Annotated in this window: 18 protein-coding genes; 8 read left to right on the top strand and 10 right to left on the bottom strand. The window is 68.3% G+C overall.

What is annotated here, in order from left to right:
* The first annotated feature begins 82 nt into the window (after window positions 1-82).
* A complete protein-coding gene (locus CNE_RS15300) occupies window positions 83-667 on the top strand; it encodes a histone H1-like DNA-binding protein (RefSeq protein WP_013958003.1) in 585 nt (194 codons plus the stop codon).
* Window positions 668-952: 285 nt separating this feature from the next.
* On the opposite strand, the gene CNE_RS15295 is transcribed toward CNE_RS15300, so the two are convergent.
* The 10 genes from CNE_RS15295 to CNE_RS15250 all read right to left on the bottom strand — a co-directional run bounded on the left by CNE_RS15295 (window position 953) and on the right by CNE_RS15250 (window position 9,760).
* Window positions 953-1,420, bottom strand: a complete 468-nt coding sequence (locus CNE_RS15295) for an outer membrane lipoprotein (RefSeq protein WP_013958002.1) — start codon at window positions 1,418-1,420, stop codon at window positions 953-955.
* A gap of 37 nt (window positions 1,421-1,457) precedes the next feature.
* Window positions 1,458-2,405, bottom strand: coding sequence for a carbohydrate kinase family protein (locus CNE_RS15290; protein ID WP_013958001.1), 948 nt, complete (start codon window positions 2,403-2,405; stop codon window positions 1,458-1,460).
* 145 nt (window positions 2,406-2,550) lie between these two features.
* Window positions 2,551-3,051, bottom strand: a complete 501-nt coding sequence (tpx, locus tag CNE_RS15285) for a thiol peroxidase (RefSeq protein WP_013958000.1) — start codon at window positions 3,049-3,051, stop codon at window positions 2,551-2,553.
* Window positions 3,052-3,150: 99 nt separating this feature from the next.
* Complete coding sequence (locus CNE_RS15280) at window positions 3,151-4,617, bottom strand: DUF3426 domain-containing protein (protein WP_013957999.1); 1,467 nt, start codon at window positions 4,615-4,617, stop codon at window positions 3,151-3,153.
* Window positions 4,618-4,626: 9 nt separating this feature from the next.
* On the bottom strand, window positions 4,627-5,529 hold the full coding sequence (prmA, locus tag CNE_RS15275; protein ID WP_013957998.1) for a 50S ribosomal protein L11 methyltransferase: 903 nt from the start codon (window positions 5,527-5,529) through the stop codon (window positions 4,627-4,629).
* A 43-nt stretch (window positions 5,530-5,572) separates the two neighbouring features.
* Window positions 5,573-6,925, bottom strand: coding sequence for an acetyl-CoA carboxylase biotin carboxylase subunit (accC, locus tag CNE_RS15270; protein WP_018312111.1), 1,353 nt, complete (start codon window positions 6,923-6,925; stop codon window positions 5,573-5,575).
* 246 nt (window positions 6,926-7,171) lie between these two features.
* Window positions 7,172-7,627, bottom strand: coding sequence for an acetyl-CoA carboxylase biotin carboxyl carrier protein (accB, locus tag CNE_RS15265; RefSeq protein ID WP_013957996.1), 456 nt, complete (start codon window positions 7,625-7,627; stop codon window positions 7,172-7,174).
* 165 nt (window positions 7,628-7,792) lie between these two features.
* The gene (gene aroQ, locus CNE_RS15260; protein ID WP_013957995.1) at window positions 7,793-8,290 is read right to left on the bottom strand and encodes a type II 3-dehydroquinate dehydratase; all 498 of its coding nucleotides are present in this window, start codon (window positions 8,288-8,290) and stop codon (window positions 7,793-7,795) included.
* 196 nt (window positions 8,291-8,486) lie between these two features.
* Window positions 8,487-9,035 carry a TlpA family protein disulfide reductase gene (locus CNE_RS15255; protein ID WP_013957994.1) on the bottom strand — a complete coding sequence of 183 codons (549 nt, stop codon included), beginning with the start codon at window positions 9,033-9,035 and terminating at the stop codon, window positions 8,487-8,489.
* A 35-nt stretch (window positions 9,036-9,070) separates the two neighbouring features.
* Window positions 9,071-9,760, bottom strand: a complete 690-nt coding sequence (locus CNE_RS15250) for a hypothetical protein (RefSeq protein WP_013957992.1) — start codon at window positions 9,758-9,760, stop codon at window positions 9,071-9,073.
* A 202-nt stretch (window positions 9,761-9,962) separates the two neighbouring features.
* Between CNE_RS15250 and mpl the strand changes: the two genes are divergently transcribed.
* The 7 genes from mpl (at window position 9,963) to aroE (ending at window position 17,674) form a co-directional block, all read left to right on the top strand.
* Window positions 9,963-11,348, top strand: coding sequence for a UDP-N-acetylmuramate:L-alanyl-gamma-D-glutamyl-meso-diaminopimelate ligase (gene mpl / locus CNE_RS15245; RefSeq protein ID WP_041228133.1), 1,386 nt, complete (start codon window positions 9,963-9,965; stop codon window positions 11,346-11,348).
* An 18-nt stretch (window positions 11,349-11,366) separates the two neighbouring features.
* A complete protein-coding gene (locus tag CNE_RS15240) occupies window positions 11,367-11,981 on the top strand; it encodes a YqiA/YcfP family alpha/beta fold hydrolase (protein ID WP_013957991.1) in 615 nt (204 codons plus the stop codon).
* Window positions 11,978-12,640: a chorismate--pyruvate lyase family protein gene (locus CNE_RS15235; RefSeq protein ID WP_013957990.1), complete on the top strand. Its 663-nt coding sequence runs from the start codon at window positions 11,978-11,980 to the stop codon at window positions 12,638-12,640. The genes CNE_RS15240 and CNE_RS15235 overlap by 4 nt, the downstream gene beginning before the upstream one ends.
* Window positions 12,637-13,377, top strand: coding sequence for a 3-oxoacyl-ACP reductase FabG (gene fabG, locus CNE_RS15230; protein WP_013957989.1), 741 nt, complete (start codon window positions 12,637-12,639; stop codon window positions 13,375-13,377). Before CNE_RS15235 ends, fabG begins: the two co-directional genes overlap by 4 nt.
* 266 nt (window positions 13,378-13,643) lie before the next feature.
* Window positions 13,644-15,746 carry a ribonuclease catalytic domain-containing protein gene (locus CNE_RS15225; protein ID WP_013957988.1) on the top strand — a complete coding sequence of 701 codons (2,103 nt, stop codon included), beginning with the start codon at window positions 13,644-13,646 and terminating at the stop codon, window positions 15,744-15,746.
* A 108-nt stretch (window positions 15,747-15,854) separates the two neighbouring features.
* Window positions 15,855-16,787, top strand: a complete 933-nt coding sequence (locus CNE_RS15220) for an energy transducer TonB family protein (protein WP_013957987.1) — start codon at window positions 15,855-15,857, stop codon at window positions 16,785-16,787.
* Entirely contained in the window at window positions 16,787-17,674 is an 888-nt protein-coding gene (gene aroE, locus CNE_RS15215) for a shikimate dehydrogenase (protein WP_013957986.1), read from the top strand. The genes CNE_RS15220 and aroE overlap by 1 nt, the downstream gene beginning before the upstream one ends.
* Window positions 17,675-17,698: the final 24 nt, after the last annotated feature.

Here is a 17,698-nt window from a genome sequence, read left to right as displayed (position 1 = left end):
CGCGCTGCTGTATTGCGCCTCGGGTCGGTCGGGTCGCCAACTTAGGTCATTCGATATTCACTCTCTAGTGAAGGAGTTATCCATGGCAACTGCTGCAAAGAAAAAGCCGGCGGCTAAGAAGGCCGCCAAGCCGGCCGCCAAGAAGGCTGCTGTGAAGAAGGTAGCCGCCAAGAAGGCAGCACCGGCCGCCAAGAAGGCACCGGCCAAGAAGGCCGCTGTGAAGAAGGTCGCAGCCAAGAAGGCTGCACCGGCCAAGAAGGCAGCCGCCAAGAAGGCCCCGGCCAAGAAGGCCGCGGTGAAGAAGGTAGCCGCCAAGAAGGTCGCGACCAAGAAGGTTGCAGCCAAGAAGGCTCCGGCCAAGAAGGCTGCAGTGAAGAAGGTTGCCGCCAAGAAGGTCGTGGCCAAGAAGGCTGTCGCCAAGAAGGCTCCGGCCAAGAAGGCTGCAGTGAAGAAGGTTGCTGCCAAGAAGGCTGCCGCCAAGAAGCCGGCTGCCAAGAAGGCTGCTGCCAAGAAGCCGGCTGCCAAGAAGGCTGCTGCCAAGAAGCCGGCTGCCAAGAAGGCTGCCGCCAAGCCTGCCGCGGCCCCTGCCGTTGCTCCCGCTTCGGCTGCCAAGACCGCGCTGAACCCGGCTGCTGCCTGGCCGTTCCCGACGGGCAACCGTCCGTAAGCTGCTCCGCCACGGAGTGGACCTTACGCGTTCCGCAAGGAACCGCACCGGCACGCAGCGCGTGCCCGCATGACCGGATACTGCGTATCCGGTCCGCAAGACACCAGGTCTTGCCGACCCGCCGATGGCATCCGCCCGGCGGGTTTTTTCATGGGCGCGCGCCGCGTGCGGGAGCGGTCCGCCACTGTTACGGAATTGCAAAGCCGAAAAGAAAAAGCGCCGCGACCCTTGCGGGTGCGGCGCGCTTTGCTGCGCCCCGGGGCGGCCCTGCGGGGCCGCGAGGGCTCAGTGCGTGACCCGGGTCACGCCGCCCGAGGACAGCAGCCGTACGCGCTCGCCGGGGCGGAAGGCTTCGTCGGCCTCCTGCGTGATCGCGCGCATCTCGCCGTTCTCCAGGCGCACGGTGATTTCCAGCCCGCGGCGCTGGTTGATCTTGTTCTCGGCCGCGCTGCCGGCAATGCCGCCGAGCACCGCGCCGAGGATCCCGGCCGCCACCGCGCCGTTGCCGCCGCCGATGGTGCTGCCGGCGGCAATGCCGCCGATGGCACCGCCCGCCAGCGTGCCGGCGCCGCTCTGGTTACCCTGGATGGTGACCTCGCGGATGCCTTCGACCACGCCGTAGCGCACGGTCTGTTCGCGCTGCGCCTGGCCCGTGCCATAGACGCTGTTGGAGTTGGATTGCGTAGCGCAGCCGGCAACCAGGGCGGTGACGGCAAGGACGGCAACGGCACCGCCACGTAGCTTGTTGTTCATGTCGTTTCCCGAAAAAAAGCCACGCGCTGGCCGCAGGTCAGGCGTAGCGGTACCCGAATGCAGACTGGAACCGGTTGCCGATTTCCTCGCGCGACAACCAGTGGTTCTGCGGACCCTGTTGCGCGATCTTGACCGAACCCATCAGCGATGCCAGGCGGCCAGTCGTTTCCCAGTCTAATCCGTTTTCAATGCCGTAAAGCAGGCCGCCACGGAAGGCGTCGCCACACCCGGTCGGGTCCACGATGCGCTCGGCAGCAACGGCCGGGATCGCGTACTGGCGACCATCGGCAAAGATGCTGGCGCCGCGCTCGCCGTGCGTGACGATGAAGGCACGAACCTTGGCGGCAACCTCGGCGCTGGTCCAGGCGGTTCGGGACAGCAGGACCTGCGCCTCGTAGTCATTGACTGTCACGTAACTGGCGAGTTCAACGAACTCGCGCAGGTCTTCCCCGTTGAACAGGGGCATGGCCTGACCCAGGTCAAAGATGAATGGCACGCCGGCCTCGGCGAACTGGCGCGCGTGGTGCAGCATGCCCTCGCGGCTGTCGGGCGCGACGATGCCCAGGCCCGGCGCGCTGGCGTCGCCCAGCGCATCCTTGACGTTGTTCAGCTGCGACTGGCTCATCGCGCCAGGGTGGAAGGCGGTGATCTGGTTGTTGTCCAGGTCGGTGGTGATCATCGCCTGCGCGGTGAAGGTCTCAGGCAGGACGCGGATGTGGCCGGTGGCGATCTCCAGCTTGCGCAGGTAGTCCAGGTAGGGTTCGGCATCGGTGCCGACGGTGGCCATCACCACGGGATCGCCGCCCAGCATCTTCAGCGTGTAGGCGATGTTGCCGGCGCAGCCGCCGAACTCGCGGCGCATGCCGGGCACCAGGAACGAGACGTTCAGCATGTGGATCTGGTCCGGCAGGATGTGTTCACGGAAGCGTCCGTCGAACGTCATGATGGTGTCGTAGGCGACGGAGCCGCAGATCAGGCTGGCCATGCTCTCTCCAGGTGTTTGGGATGATTGAGTGGAACGGAGCCCTTGCGGGCAGTATCGGTCAGGCAGAAAACAAAAAAGCGGCCGCCCCGGGATGCGGGCGGCCGCTGCCGTCCGGGAACCCGCGGGTTCCCGGGCGTGCCGCTGATTACTTCAGCGCGGCCAGGGCGGCGTCGTAATCCGGCTCGGTCTTGATTTCCGGCACCAGCTGGCTGTACTTGACGGTGTCGTTCTCGTCGAGCACCACCACGGCACGGGCGGTCACGCCGGCCAGCGGGCCGGTCTTGATGTCCACGCCGTAGTTGCCCTTGAACTCGGCGCCGCGCATGGTCGACAGCGGCACTACGTTGGCCAGGCCTTCAGCGGTGCAGAAGCGGCCCATGGCGAACGGCAGGTCGGCCGAGATCGTCAGCACCACGGTGTTGGCGAGGCCGCTGGCGGCTTCATTGAACTTGCGCGCGGAGGCCTGGCACACCGGGGTATCCAGGCTCGGGACGATGTTCAGCACCTTGCGCTTGCCGGCGAAGTCGGCCAGCGTGACGTCCTTCAGGTCCTTGCCGACCAGCGAGAAGGCGGGGGCCTTGTCGCCGGCTTGCGGGAACTTGCCTGCGACTTCGATGGCGTTGCCGCCGAGGGTGACGTTGCTCATGTCTACTCCTTGTTGTCTGATGGATTTCCGGTTCGTGTCCGGAGCGGGGGGCGCGGCCTGCCGCCGGACTCGGATTCGGTCCGGCGGCGGGCCGGGAATTCAGGGGTAAAAAATCAGCACGCGATAGTTGGCTGGCGCCTGCTGCGTTCGGAATCGTACCCGAACCGGCAGCTCCGTGCCCGCGCGAAGACCCTGCGCGGCAAAGGCCTTCTGCGACGGCTCCAGGTACTCCGCGGGTTGCAGCACCCGGCGCAGCAGCAGCTGGTCCTGCAGGTCGGTCATCACTAGCTCGATCGCGGGCAGGGCGGTGCTGGCGCGGCCCAGGTTGCGCAGCGTGACCGCCAGCAGGTAGGTGTCGCCGTCTTCATCCTGGCGCTGCAGCTGCGAGGTCTCTATGCGCAGCGCATCGATGTCGCGCCACGGCGGCACGTCGCAGCCCAGCGGCGCGCAAGCGGCCTCGAGTGCCGGGCGCAGCATCGGGAACTGGCCGGCCAGCTGGCTGCGTGCCAGGTAGACCACTTGCACGGCCGCGGCGATGGCAAGCACCACGGCGGCCACGCGCCAGGCGGAGCGCGGCACGGCCACTGGCTTGCGGGGCTGGCGTTCGCGCTCGCGCTCACGCGCATGGCGCAGGAAGTCGGGGGCGAAGACCGGGCCGGTTGGTGCTTCGGTGCGCGCCCAGCGGCGCGTGGTCTGCTCGCGAGCGACGGCGCCGCCGGTGACGCTGAAGGGCTGGCCGGTGTCGGGGCCGGGGGCGTTGTCGTTGTCACCAACGGTGGGTGAGGCGGGTGGGGCGGCGGGGCGGGCCGATGCCTCATCCGGCCACGCGGTCGGCTCGGACCCGGCATCGGCTGACGCCGCGCGCAGGAACTCGCTTGCGCTGGGGATGTTGGCAGCGGGTGCCACTGGCGCGGGCTCGGCGTCGGCGGGTTGCGGCGCTGCCGGTGCCGCCGCAGCAGTCGGGGATGCCGCCGGTGCGGCCGGGGTATCGAGCGCGCCGTGATCGAGTACCGGCCAGGCCGACGCAGGGGCCGGCTGTGGCGGCGTATCCTCGGCTTGCTCCGGTGCCGTGACGGGGGCGGGCCCTGCCGCATCCGGGCCGGCAGCCTGGCGTTCTGCGTCGCGTGCATCGCGATGGGCGACGGCTTCGTTGGCTTCGCGCAGCGCCTGATCGATCTCGGTGTCTTCCATGCCGGCGGGTGCCGGCATGGCCATGTCCTCCGGCGACGACATCAGCATCGTCGGCGCGTCCAGCGCCGGCACGTCATAGCCGGGGTCGATGGTCGGGGTGAAGGCAGGCTGCGGCGCAGGCGCGGCGTCAGCCGATGCGGGCGGCGCCGAGGGGGCGGCAGGCGTGGCCGGTGAAGTTGCCGCAGATGGCGCCGATGATGCCGAGGACGCAGCGTCGGTCGGCAGCGGAATCTCGATCAGGTGCTCGCGCGCGTCGAACACCGTTTCGCACTGGCCGCAGCGCACCAGGCCCTGGCGCAGGCGCAACTGGTCCGCGACCAGCCGGAAGGCGGTGCGGCAGGCCGGGCAGCGCGTGACTAGCTTGACGGCGGCCATCGGTGTGAATCAGGGGCGGGTGCCGCGGGTGCCATGCAGGCACACCCAGCCTTCCTCGCTGCGCCACACCGTCAGCGGCAGCCAGGGCGCGTAGGCCGCGGCGACTTCATCCGCCTGGCGCTCCAGCACGCCGGACAGCACCAGCCGTCCGCCGGCGCGCACGCGCGCGCTCAGCATGGCGGCCATCAGCTTGAGCGGATTGGACAGGATATTGGCGACCACCAGGTCGTAGCTGGCCTCGGATACCGATTCGGGAAGCGCGAACGAGGCTTCCACCCGGTTGCGCTCGGCGTTGTAGCGCGACGCTTCCACCGCGTTGGGATCGATGTCGATGCCGACGGTGTCGCCCGCGCCCAGCTTGCGCGCCACGATGGCCAGGATGCCGGAGCCGCAGCCGTAGTCGAGCACGGTCTCGCCCGGCTTCAGGTTCTGCTCCAGCCACTGCATGCACAGCCGCGTGGTGGGATGGCTGCCGGTGCCGAAGGCCAGGCCCGGGTCGAGTTCCAGCACCACGGCATCGGGCTCGGGTGCTTCGTGCCACGACGGCACCACCCAGATGCGCTCGCCGATGCGGATCGGCTCGAACTGGGATTGCGTCAGCCGCACCCAGTCCTGGTCCTCGACCGCGCGCAGCTGGTAGGCCGGCACCGGATCGATGCCAAGCTGGTTGGCGGCTGCCGCTACCACCACGGCCGGATCGGCATCGTCGCCGAACAGCGCCACCACGCGCGAGCGGTTCCACGCGAGTTGCTTCGGTTCCAGCCCGGGCTCGCCAAAGAGCGGCTGCTCGTCGGGCGTGTCGGCATCGGCATCTTCCACCGAGACCGACAGCGCGCCGAGGTCGAACAGGGCATCAGACCAGGCTTCGGCCTGGTCCTGCGCCACTTCGATCACACATTCCTGAAATGCCACGGGCTTCCTTGCTTGCTGCTTGTGTATTGCGGGTAACGTTGCGTCAGGCCTTCGCGCGCTCCGCCAGGCGATGCTCGAGGTAGTGGATGCTGGTGCCGCCTTCAACGAAGTTGGCATCCATCATCAGCTCGCGGTGCAGCGGCACGTTGGTCTGGATCCCGTCCACCACCATTTCCGACAGCGCGATGCGCATGCGGGCAATGGCCTGCTCGCGCGTGGCACCGTAAGTAATGATCTTGCCGATCATCGAATCGTAGTTGGGCGGGACGAAGTAACCATCATACGCGTGCGAGTCGACCCGCACACCCGGACCGCCGGGCATGTGCCAGGCGGTGATGCGGCCCGGCGACGGCGTGAACTTGAACGGATCCTCGGCGTTCACGCGGCATTCGATCGCGTGGCCACGGAACTGCACATCCTTCTGGCGCAAGCGCAGCTTCTCGCCGAAGGCGATGCGGATCTGCTCCTGCACAATGTCGATGCCGGTGATCATCTCGGTGACCGGGTGCTCGACCTGCACGCGCGTGTTCATCTCGATGAAGTAGAACTCGTTGTTCTCGTACAGGAACTCGAACGTGCCGGCGCCGCGATAGCCCATCTTCTTGCAGGCCTCGGCGCAGCGGTCGCCGATGCGCTCGATCAGGCGGCGCGGAATGTGCGGTGCGGGCGCTTCCTCGATCACCTTCTGGTGGCGGCGCTGCATCGAGCAGTCGCGCTCGCCCAGCCAGATCGCCTGGCGGTGCTGGTCGGCGAGGATCTGGATTTCCACATGGCGCGGGTTCTCAAGGAACTTCTCCATGTAGACCTCGGGATTGCCGAAGGCGCGCCCGGCTTCTTCGCGCGTCATGTTGACGGCGTTGATCAGCGCGGCTTCCGTGTGCACCACGCGCATGCCGCGGCCACCGCCGCCGCCTGCGGCCTTGATGATCACCGGGTAGCCCACGCGGCGCGCAGTGGCCAGGATTTCCTTGGGGTCGTCGGGCAGGGCGCCGTCCGAGCCGGGCACGCACGGCACGCCGGCCTTGATCATGGATTGCTTGGCCGACACCTTGTCGCCCATCAGGCGGATGCTGTCGGCGGTCGGGCCGATAAAGACGAAGCCGGATTTCTCCACACGCTCGGCAAAATCGGCGTTCTCGGACAGGAAGCCGTAGCCGGGGTGGATGGCTTGCGCGTCGGTCACTTCGGCGGCCGAGATGATGGCCGGCATGTTCAGGTATGACAGCGGCGACGGGGCCGGGCCGATGCAGACGGCTTCGTCTGCCAGGCGTACGTACTTGGCCTCCTTGTCGGCCTCGGAGTACACCACGACCGTCTTGATGCCCAGTTCGCGGCAGGCGCGCTGGATGCGAAGAGCGATTTCGCCGCGGTTCGCGATCAGAATTTTTTCAAACATGGTCTCTCTCTGCGAGAACAGTAGCGGTCCCGCTGCGTGCCGCAACGGCACGCCGGGCGCGCGGCCCGGGGGCTGTCGCCGCCGCGGCCGCCATACTGCGCGGAACTGCATGGAACTGCACGGAACGGGCCGCGAAGCCCACAACGTCCCTGGCGCCAAACAACGCCATGGCATGCCGCGCGGGCACTGCTGCGGGGGCCACTTGCGTGGCCGATGGCAGCGTGCGGCATGGCATGCCGGTCAGGATCAGCCGATGACGAACAGCGGCTGGCCGTATTCGACGGCCTGGCCGTTCTCGACCAGGATTTCCTTGATGACGCCGGCCTTGTCGCACTCGATTTCGTTGAGCAGCTTCATGGCTTCGATGATGCAGACGGTCTGGCCTTCCTTGACCGAGTCGCCGACGTTGACGAACGGCGCGGCGCCCGGCGACGGCGCACGGTAGAACGTGCCTACCATCGGCGAGGTCACCACATGGCCGGCGGGCAGCTGGGCGACGGGCTCTGCAGCCGGTGCCGCAGCCGGTGCGGCGGCCGCGGCGGGCGGCAGCGCCTGCATCTGCGGCATGGCCATCGGCGCGGCGACGATTTGCGGCGGTTGCTTGACGATGCGTACCTTGCCGTCGCCTTCGGTGACTTCCAGCTCGGAGATGCCGGATTCGGCCACCAGGTCGATAAGCGTCTTCAGCTTGCGCAGGTCCATCTTTTTATCCTCCTGAATCGGGTTATCCGGCCGCTGCCCGGGACGGGCCGCGGCGGAAGAATCGTGTTGCCGGCCACCGGAAATCCGCGCCCGCCGTGCCGAGGCACGCCAACGGGCGCAGGCCGCCGGGCGGCGCGCGCAGGTTGTCGAAAAAATCTTGGGAGTTCAGCTCCCCGAACTCTCGGGTGGCGGCTGCTCCTGGTCCAGCACATAGTCCAGCGCCAGCAGGTAACCCTGCCAGCCGAGCCCGCAGATCACTCCGACCGCCACGTCAGAGAAATAGGAGTGGTGGCGAAAGCTTTCGCGCCGGTGCACGTTGGACAGGTGCACCTCGACGAACGGGATCGCCACGCCGGCCAGGGCATCGCGCAGTGCCACGCTGGTGTGCGTGTAGGCAGCCGGGTTGATGATGATGAACTCGACCCCTTCCGCGCGTGCGGCGTGGATGCGGTCGACCAGTGCCCCCTCATGGTTGGACTGGAACGTATCCAGCGAAACGCCGGCTTTTGCCGCGCGTTCGGCGAGGGCCGCGTCGATATCGGCAAGCGTCGTGTACCCGTAGGTTTCTGGCTCGCGCGTGCCCAGCAGGTTCAGGTTTGGCCCATGCAGGACCAGCACCTTGCGGTAGCGGGCTGAGCGACGGAGGGAGCGGGTTGCAGTCACGGCGGCTCGACCAGATCAACGAAATTGCGCGGAGATTACCGTAGCTTAGAGGGATTTGTCTAGCGCGCGATACAAGGCTTGGCGACCTTTGCGACGCTTCGGCGGCCCTTGAAGCACTTTCTGGCCGTTTTGGTGCCCCGGCGAAACAAATCGCTGAAGAAAACCGAAATTCAGCGAACTTGGCGGAAGAATATGCTCAGGCGCGTGGCAGCACGGCCCGCAGTTCCTCAGCCGTCACCCGTCCCATCTTGCGATACTTCACCGATCCGTCCGGGTTGATCACCACGGTATAGGGCAGGCCGCCGGCGCTGTTGCCGAAGTTGCGCGACAGCTCGGTGCCGGCAAAACCGGCCACGGCGAGCGGGTAGGCCACCGGGACCTTCGTGGTGAACTGCTGGATATTGGCGGCGGAATCGATGCCGATGCCGACAAACTCGACCTGGCGGCTCTTGTATTCCTCATGCAGCGCGGTCAGCTCCGGCATTTCCTCGACACACGGCCCGCACCAGGGCGCCCAGAAGTTGATCACCACGGTCTTGCCGCGCAGCTTGCCCAGGTCCAGGTCAGCGCCGGCGGCGTCGGGCAGGCGTGTCTGGAAGAAGGTTTCCACCGCCTGGTCGCTGGCGGGCTTGGGCGAGAACACGAAATGGCCGGCCAGTGCGCCGGTGGCGCAGGCGACCACGGCCACGGCGATCCACAGCCAGAGGCGGGAGCGGCGGGCGGGCGAGGAAACGGTTTCAGTCATGGGGATGGCTCGGACCTGTGTAGTAGGGGCGGGCGTCAGGCCGGGTCGGCATCGCCGGGCGCGTCCATCAGCGCCCGTACCGCCTGCACGTCGGCGCGGGCCGGGCGCCCCGAGGCGTCGGCACGCACGGCGCCGCGTTCGTCGACGGCATCATACAGTGCTATATGAATGCCGACTGGGGCACCCAGTTCCGCGCGCACCTCGCCGGCGAGCAGCCGGGCCTCGCGGCGGTCGGGCCACTGGCCCTTCCACAGGAAGCTGAGGGTCTCGACCTCGCCGCGGCCGCCGAAATGCCGGCTCTCGCTGGTCTCGAAGTCCACGCCGGCGTTGATCAGGTGCAGCGTCGCATCCTTGGCGCTGTCGCAGAAGCACTGCAGATAGATATCGGAGTGCTCGGTGGCGGTGCCGTTGAGCACGGCGCCGACCAGGTAAGGCCGGAACGGCGCCAGGTCTTCCATGGCCAGCACCGCCAGCCGGCGCAGCAGCGCCAGCACGCGGGGCTGGCTGTCGGCGTGGAACAGCGCCTGGTAGGCGCGTACCTCGGCTTCGACCTGCTCGTTGTCGGGCAGCCATTCGCCGGGCACGCGCTGCTCGCCCAGCACCTGGCGCGCGGCCTTGCGCTTGGCGGTGGCGTAGTCGGCACCGTCCTCGGCAATCATCCGGGCGGCAGCCTGGGCGATTTCCTCGCGCAGGCGGGTAGGGTCGGGGGTGGTGCGTCGGGTCATGCCCCATGATACCGGAGGCTCCCGCGCAACCGGCGCGCGCGCTGCCGCAGTGCAGCGAAGGCCGCGGGCGCTCGGGTACAATCGAAGGCTTCCTGCCCGGCCACCGCACCGCAAGACACGGCCTGAAACAGCCGCCGTGCCGCCGCGCCACGCCGGGTGCCGAATCCCCACGCCTGCGGGCTTCAAGTCTTTCCGGGAACCCATGCATATTCATATCCTTGGCATCTGCGGCACCTTCATGGGCGGCCTGGCGGTACTGGCAAAAGAGGCCGGCCACCGCGTCACCGGCTGCGATGCCAATGTCTACCCGCCGATGAGCACCCAGCTCGAGGCCCAGGGGATCGAGCTGATCGAAGGCTTCGACCCCGCCCAGCTGTCGCTGGAGCCGGACCTGTTCGTGATCGGTAACGTGGTCTCGCGCGGCAATCCGCTGATGGAGGCCATCCTCGACCGCAACCTGCCCTATGTGTCGGGCCCGCAATGGCTGGGCGAGCACGTGCTGGCGCGCAAGTGGGTGCTGGCGGTGGCCGGCACGCACGGCAAGACCACCACCACGTCGATGCTGGCCTGGATCCTGGAGGATGCCGGCTATAACCCCGGCTTCCTGGTGGGCGGGGTGCCGCAGAACTTCGGCATCTCGGCACGCGTGACCGAATCGGACTTCTTTGTGATCGAGGCCGACGAGTACGACACCGCCTTCTTCGACAAGCGCAGCAAGTTTGTCCACTACCGCCCGCGCACCGCAATCCTGAACAACCTGGAATACGATCATGCCGACATCTTCCCGGATCTGGCGGCGATCGAGACCCAGTTCCACCATCTGGTGCGCACCGTGCCCGGCCAGGGCCGGATCGTCGTCAACGGCGTTGAGGAAAGCCTGGCACGCGTGCTGGAGCGCGGCTGCTGGAGCGAGGTCGAGCAGTTTGGCGTAGGCGACTGGCGCGAGAGCGATGCTGCCGCCACGGCGGCGCCCGGCAAGGACACCTTCGACGTCTGGTTTGGCGATGCCGTACAGGGCACCGTGGTATGGGACCTGCAGGGCACCCACAACCGCATGAATGCGCTGGCCGCGATCGCCGCCGCGCGTCATGTGGGCGTGCCGGCCGCGCAGGCGATCGAATCGCTGTCCCGCTTTGCCAACGTCAAGCGCCGCATGGAAGTGCGCGGCGTGGCCGGCGGCGTGACGGTCTATGACGACTTCGCCCACCATCCGACCGCGATCCAGACCACGCTGGAAGGGCTGCGCCGCCGCGTCGGCGATGCCCGCATCCTGGCGGTGCTGGAGCCGCGCTCCAACACCATGAAGCTGGGCGTGATGAAGGCGCAGTTGCCGGCCAGCCTGGAGCAGGCCGACCTGGTGTTCGGCTACGGCGCCCCGGCCGGCAGGGACGCGCTGGGCTGGGACCTGGCCGAATCGCTGGCGCCGCTGGGCGACAAGGCTGCCGCCTTCCAGGACCTGGGCGCGCTGGTGCAGGCCGTGCGTGCCGCGGCGCAGCCGGGCGACCACGTGCTGGTGATGAGCAACGGCGGCTTCGGCGGCGTGCACCAGAAGCTGCTGGACGCCCTGGCTCAGGGCGCCGCACGCTGACCGGCGGGAAGGACGACCATGCTGCTGTACCTGCACGGATTCCGCTCCTCGCCCCAGTCGTTCAAGGCCCGGCTGGTGCAGGAGCGCATGCGCGAGTGGGGCGTGGGCCGCTACTACGCCTGCCCCACGCTCAATGTCTCGCCCGAAATGGCCATTGCCCAGGCGCAGGCCGCGATCCGCGCCGCGCAGGCCGGCGGCGACCAGGAGATCGCCATCGTCGGCTCGTCGCTGGGCGGCTTCTATGCCCGCTGGCTGGGCGAGCGCCATGGCTGCAAGACCGTGCTGCTCAATCCGGCCATCCACCCCTGGACCGACCTGGAAACGTACCTGGGTGAACAGCCGCTGTGGCACGGCGGCGGCTCGGTCACGGTCGAGCGCCGCCACCTGCAGGAGCTGCTGGACCTGCGCGTGGACACCATCACCGATCCCGAACGCTATTACCTGATCGCCGCCACCGGCGACGAGGTACTGGACTACCGTGAGATGGTCGCGGCTTGCCCGGGCGCGAACATCCGCGTGATCGAGGGCAGCGATCACGGCATCAGCGAATTTGCCGACTACGTCGACGATGTGCTCGCCTTCTGCGGCTATGGCCCCGGCGGCAAGGTGCCGGCCGGCGCAGGCCCGGCATGAGCGCGCAGTCCGCGCGCCGCTGCGGCTGGAGCCCGCACCTGGCCTTCGATGCAGCCATCACGCCCAACCTGCGGCGCTGGGTGACCGGTGACGACGGCTCGCTGACGGCGCGCCTCGTGGCAGCGTCGGAGCGCTTTCGCGTGGCGCGCCTGCTACAGCGCCCGCAGCGCCCGCTGGCCGATGAATGGCAGGTGCTGGGCCAGCACGACCGCACCCCCGCGCTGACGCGCGAGGTGCTGCTGATCTGCGACGATATTCCCGCCGTGTTTGCCCATACCGTGGTGCGCTGCCGCCATGCGCGCCGCGACTGGCCGTTCCTGCGCGGGCTGGGCGAGCGCCCGCTTGGCGGTCGGTTGTTTGTCGATCCGGCGGTGGCGCGCGAGCCGTTCCAGTTTGCGCGGCTGCTGCCGCACCATCCGCTGCGCCAGGCCTTGCAGCGCGTGCTGCCGGCCATGGCGCCACTGCCCATGCTGCCGGCGCGGCGCTCGGTGTTCCGGCGAGGCGGCGGCGTCATGCTCGTGACAGAAGTGTTCCTGCCGGACCTGCTGTCGCGGCCATCCCCGGGGACCGAGGCGATTCCGCATCCCAGGTATTTGCGGACCACAGACCGAAGCCCCTCCACACACACTACCGAAACCAAGAAAGAGATCACGAGATGAAACTGCAGGGTCGGGTTGCCATCATCACCGGTGCCGCCGCCGGCATCGGGTTTGCCACCGCGCAGCGCTTTGCCGCCGACGGCGCCATCGTTGTCCTGTGCGACGTGCAGGAAGGGCGCGTGCGCGAGGCCGCCGACAAGCTGGCCGCCACCGGCGCCACCGTGTCGGCCTACCGCGTCGACGTGACCCGGCGCGACGAAGTCGATGCCATGGTGGCCGCCGTGCTGGCCGCGCACGAACGCGTCGACATCCTCGTCAACAACGCCGGCATCACCAAGGATGCACGCCTGGCCAAGATGACCGAGGCCCAGTTCGATGCCGTCATCGACGTCAACCTGAAGGGCGTCTTCAACTGCGCGCAGGCCGTGGCCGGCCTGATGACCGAGCAGGGCAAGGGCGTGATCCTGAACGCTTCCAGCGTGGTCGGCCTGTACGGCAACTTCGGCCAGACCAACTACGCCGCCAGCAAGTTCGGCGTGATCGGCTTTACCAAGACCTGGGCGCGCGAGCTGGGCCCAAAGGGCGTGCGCGTGAACGCGGTGTGCCCGGGCTTTGTCAATACCGAGATCCTGCAGACCGTGCCGGAAAAGGTGCTGGACGGCATGAAATCGTCCTGCTGGCTGCGCCGCCTGGCTGAGCCGGCCGAGATCGCCAGCATCTACGCCTTCCTGGCCAGCGACGACGCCAGCTACGTCAATGGCGTGGCGATCGAGGCCAGCGGCGGCATGTCGCTCTGAGCCTGCGCGCCGCTGCGGGCCGGGTGCACGCACCTTGCCGGTGCGCCGGCCCCCGCAGCCGCCGGAGCGGGGTGCGGTATCATTCCAGGTCTCGGGCCGTACCGATACGGCGCGGCTCGCGGCCAGCGATTCGCACCCCGCGCGCCGCACTCGCTTCCGTTCGCACGCATTTGCGCCCGGTTGCACCATTTCTCCCACAGGACCCGCCCCGGCGCTGCCTCTTGGCGGCCAGGCGCGGTTCCGCGCATTTCTGAAAGTACCGATCGATGCAGTTGCTGTTCGAAGAAGGCGGCGAAATCCGCGCCGGCACCGTGCTGAACCAGCAGGGCGAGGCTTACCAGGTGGAGTTGCCAGCGGGCAAGCGCACCAAGGTCAAGTCGCGCGACGTGCTGCTGCAGTTCGCGCAGCCGTCGGCAATCGAGCTGGTGCGCCAGACCGGCGACATGACGGCCGAGATCGACCTGGACTTCCTGTGGGAATGCGCGCCAGAGGCAGAATTCGGCTTTGCCGAGCTGGCCGCCGAGTACTACGGCGCCGAGCCCGGCCCGGTGCAGCAGGCGGCGCTGGCGATGGCGCTGCATGGCAACCCGGTGTACTTCCGCCGCAAGGGGCGCGGCCGCTACCAGCGCGCGCCCGAAGACCAGCTCAAGGCGGCGCTGGCCGCGCTCGAGCGCAAGCGCCAGCAGGCGCTGGTGCAGGCCGAGTATGAAGACCAGCTCAAGGCGCTGACGCTGCCGGAGACGTTCCGCAACAAGGTGCTGCAGCTGCTGTTCAAGCCGGACAAGAACAGCCTGGAATTCAAGGCCATGGATGCGGCCTGCACGGCGCTGGGCATGACCCCGATGCGGCTGATGGTGGCCGCCGGCGGTGTCGCCAGCGCCCGCGCGCTGCATGAGGCCAAGTTCCTGGCGGAATGCTTCCCCAAGGGCACCGGCTTCCCGGATACCGACGTGCCCGAGCCGCCCGCCGATCTGCCGGTGGCCGACGTGGAGGCATTCTCCATCGACGACGTCACCACCACCGAGATCGACGATGCGCTGTCCGTGACCAGGCTGCCCGACGGCAAGCTGCGCATCGGCATCCATATCGCCGCGCCCGCGCTGGGCATCCGCCGCAGCGAACCGCTCGATGCCGTCGCGCGCCAGCGGCTGTCCACGGTCTATTTCCCGGGCGACAAGATCACCATGCTGCCCGACGCCGTGGTGGAGCGCTACACGCTGCAGGAAGGGCGCACGTGCCCGGCGCTGTCGCTGTACGTGACGGTGGACCCGACCGTGTGGCTGATCACCGGCAGCGAGACCCGCGCCGAGATGGTGCCGATCGCCGCCAACCTGCGCCACAACCTGCTCGACGATGTCATCACCGAGGCTGCGCTTGCCGCGGGCACCGGCGACTACCCGTTCCGCGACGCACTGACGCAGCTGTGGCACTTTGCCGGCTACCTGTACGACGAGCGCCAGAAGGCGCGCCTGGCCAGCGGCCTGCGCCCCGAGACCCACAACCGCGCCGACTTCAATTTCTACCTGGACGACCAGGCCGACGGCAGCCAGCGCGTGCGCATCGAACAGCGCAAGCGCGGCTCGCCGCTGGACAAGATCGTGGCCGAGCTGATGATCCTGGCCAACAGCACCTGGGGCAAACTGCTGGCCGACAACGGCGTGCCGGGCATCTACCGCACGCAGAAGGCGTGGGGCATGCACCGCACCCGCATGCAGACCTACCCGGCGCCGCATGAGGGCCTGGGCGTGGCGCAGTACGCGTGGAGCACCTCGCCGCTGCGCCGCTATGTCGACCTGGTCAACCAGTGGCAGATCCTGGCGGTGGCCCAGCACGGCGTGACCGCCAAGCTGGTGGCGCCGTTCAAGCCCAAGGACGCCGACCTGCTTGCCGCGGTGGCGGACTTCGAAGGCACTTACGCCGCCTATGCCGACCACCAGTCGACCATGGAGCGCTACTGGTGCCTGCGCTGGCTCAAGCAGGAAAAGCGCGAGCGCATGGTGGCCTCGGTGCTCAAGGAAGGCGCGGTGCGCTTTACCGAGATCCCGCTGGTCACGCGCGTGCCCGAGCTGGTCCAGGCGCAGCGCGGCACGCAGGTGCTGCTGGAGATCGGCGAGACCGACGAGATCACGCTGGAAGTGTCCTGCCGGGTGCTGGAAATCTTCGCCGGTGAAGGCGAAGTGCCCGAGGAAGAGCTGGAAAGCGACGAGGAAGCCGCAGAGTTGTCCGCCGAAGCCGCTGCCGAGGCGGCCGCCGAGGAAGCCGCTGAGCAGGCCGCCGGGGTCTCGGCCGAAACCCCGGCCGAACCTGGCGACGACGATGCCGGGGCGGCGTCGGGCGAGCGCGACACCGGCACCCCGGCGGCCGGCTGAAGCCTTCGGAAATCGGCGGCGCTCACTTACAATGCCTGTCTGATCCGGGGCTAGTGGCCCCGGTCTTGCCAGGCCGCCGCCGGCCCCTTCAGCCACCCTCCATCCATCGTGAACGCCACTCTCGCCGCTCCCCGCCACTGGTGGCATGCCAGGTGGCACAACAGCAGTACGCTGGCCAAGGCGCTGGCCATTTCCGTGGCCGTGCACGTGCTGCTGCTGATGGTGCGGGTGGCCGCGCCCGAGGTGTTCGAGATCAAGCGCAGCGATGCCGCGCTGGACGTGGTGCTGGTCAATGCCAAGTCGGCGCAGAAGCCGCGCAACCCGACCGCGCTGGCGCAAGCCAACCTGGACGGCGGCGGCGACCATGACCTGCAGCGCGCCACCACGCCGCTGCCCGCGCAGACCCAGACGCAGGAAGGCGACCTGGTGCGCCAGGTGCAGCGCCGCGTCGAGCAGCTGGAGCAGGAGCAGCAACGCCTGCTGACCCAGTCGCGCGAGGCCGCGCCGCCGGTGCGCAACCAGCCGCTCAAGCCCGGCGAGAAGCGCCAGGACACCCCGCAGCGCGGCCAGGACGAGCGCACCTCGACCGACGAGATGGCCAGGCTGGAGGCCGAGATCGGCCGCAACCTGGACCACTACGCCAAGCGGCCCAAGCGCTTCCAGCTGACCGCCACCAGCGCCCAGGCGGTCGACTACGCGCAGTACTACGACCGGCTGCGCCACAAGATCGAGGCGCGCGGCACAACTGATTTCCCGCAACGCAACGGCAAGCCGCTGTACGGCCAGCTGATCCTGGTGATCAACGTCAATCGGCTGGGCAAGCTCGGCTACAACCGCGACGGCTACAACGTCGATGCCATCGACGTGGTCAAGAGCTCGGGCGATCCCGCGCTGGACCGCCAGGCCGTGGCGATCGTGCGCGCGGCCGCGCCGTTCGGCCCCTTTACCGCCGAGATGGCGTCGCGCCAGGACATCCTTGAAGTCATTTCCACTTTCAAGTTTTCGCGCAGCGGGCTGGAAACCCGCTTGCAGGCACGCTGATGACATCAACTGATTCTTCCCAAGCCACTTCCGACCGCTATGTGGTGATCGGCAACCCGGTGGCGCACAGCCGCTCGCCGGCGATCCACGCCGCCTTTGCGCGCCAGACCGGCGAAGCGGTGCAATACGACCGCCTGGAGGCGCCGCTGGACGGGTTTGCCGACACCGTGCGTCAGTTCTTTGCCGATGGCGGCTACGGCTGCAACGTGACGGTGCCGTTCAAGCTGGAGGCCTATGACCTGGCCGACCGCCTGACCGAGCGCGCCGAGGCCGCCGGCGCGGTCAACACGCTGTGGATCGAAGAGGGCATGATCCATGGCGACAACACCGACGGCATCGGCCTGGTGCGCGATATCCAGGACAACCTCGACACGCTGATCGAAGGCAAGCGCGTGCTGCTGCTGGGCGCTGGCGGCGCCGCCATGGGCGCGATGCTGCCGCTGATCGAATGCCGGCCGTCGCGCATCGTGGTGGCCAACCGCACCGCGTCGCGCGCCAGCGACATGCTGGAAGAATTTGTCGAAGCCGCCGACCAGTACGGCGTGGAACTGTGGGGCGGCGGGCTCGACGCGCTCGACGGGCTGTCCGAGGACGAAGCCGTCGACGTGGTGATCAATGCCTCGTCCAGCAGTCTGCATGGCGAAGTGCCGCCGGTGCCCGAGTTCCTGCTGGGCGAAGGCGTGCTGGCCTACGACATGATGTACGGCGCCGAGCCTACCGTGTTCCTGCAGTTCGCCACCCGCTGCGGCGCGCGCGTGAGCGACGGCCTGGGCATGCTGGTCGAACAGGCCGCCGAGGCCTTTTATATCTGGCGTGGCGTGCGGCCCCGCACCGCGCCCGTGCTGGCCGAGCTGCGCGCCGCGCTGCAGGCCGAACGCAAGGGCTGACCGGGGCGCCGCCAGCCGTGGCCA

Source organism: Cupriavidus necator N-1 (assembly GCF_000219215.1).
In the GTDB taxonomy this organism is placed as follows: domain Bacteria; phylum Pseudomonadota; class Gammaproteobacteria; order Burkholderiales; family Burkholderiaceae; genus Cupriavidus; species Cupriavidus necator.
The sequence above is the reverse complement of the archived record's forward strand: the minus strand, read 5'-3'. Positions and strand labels throughout refer to the sequence as shown.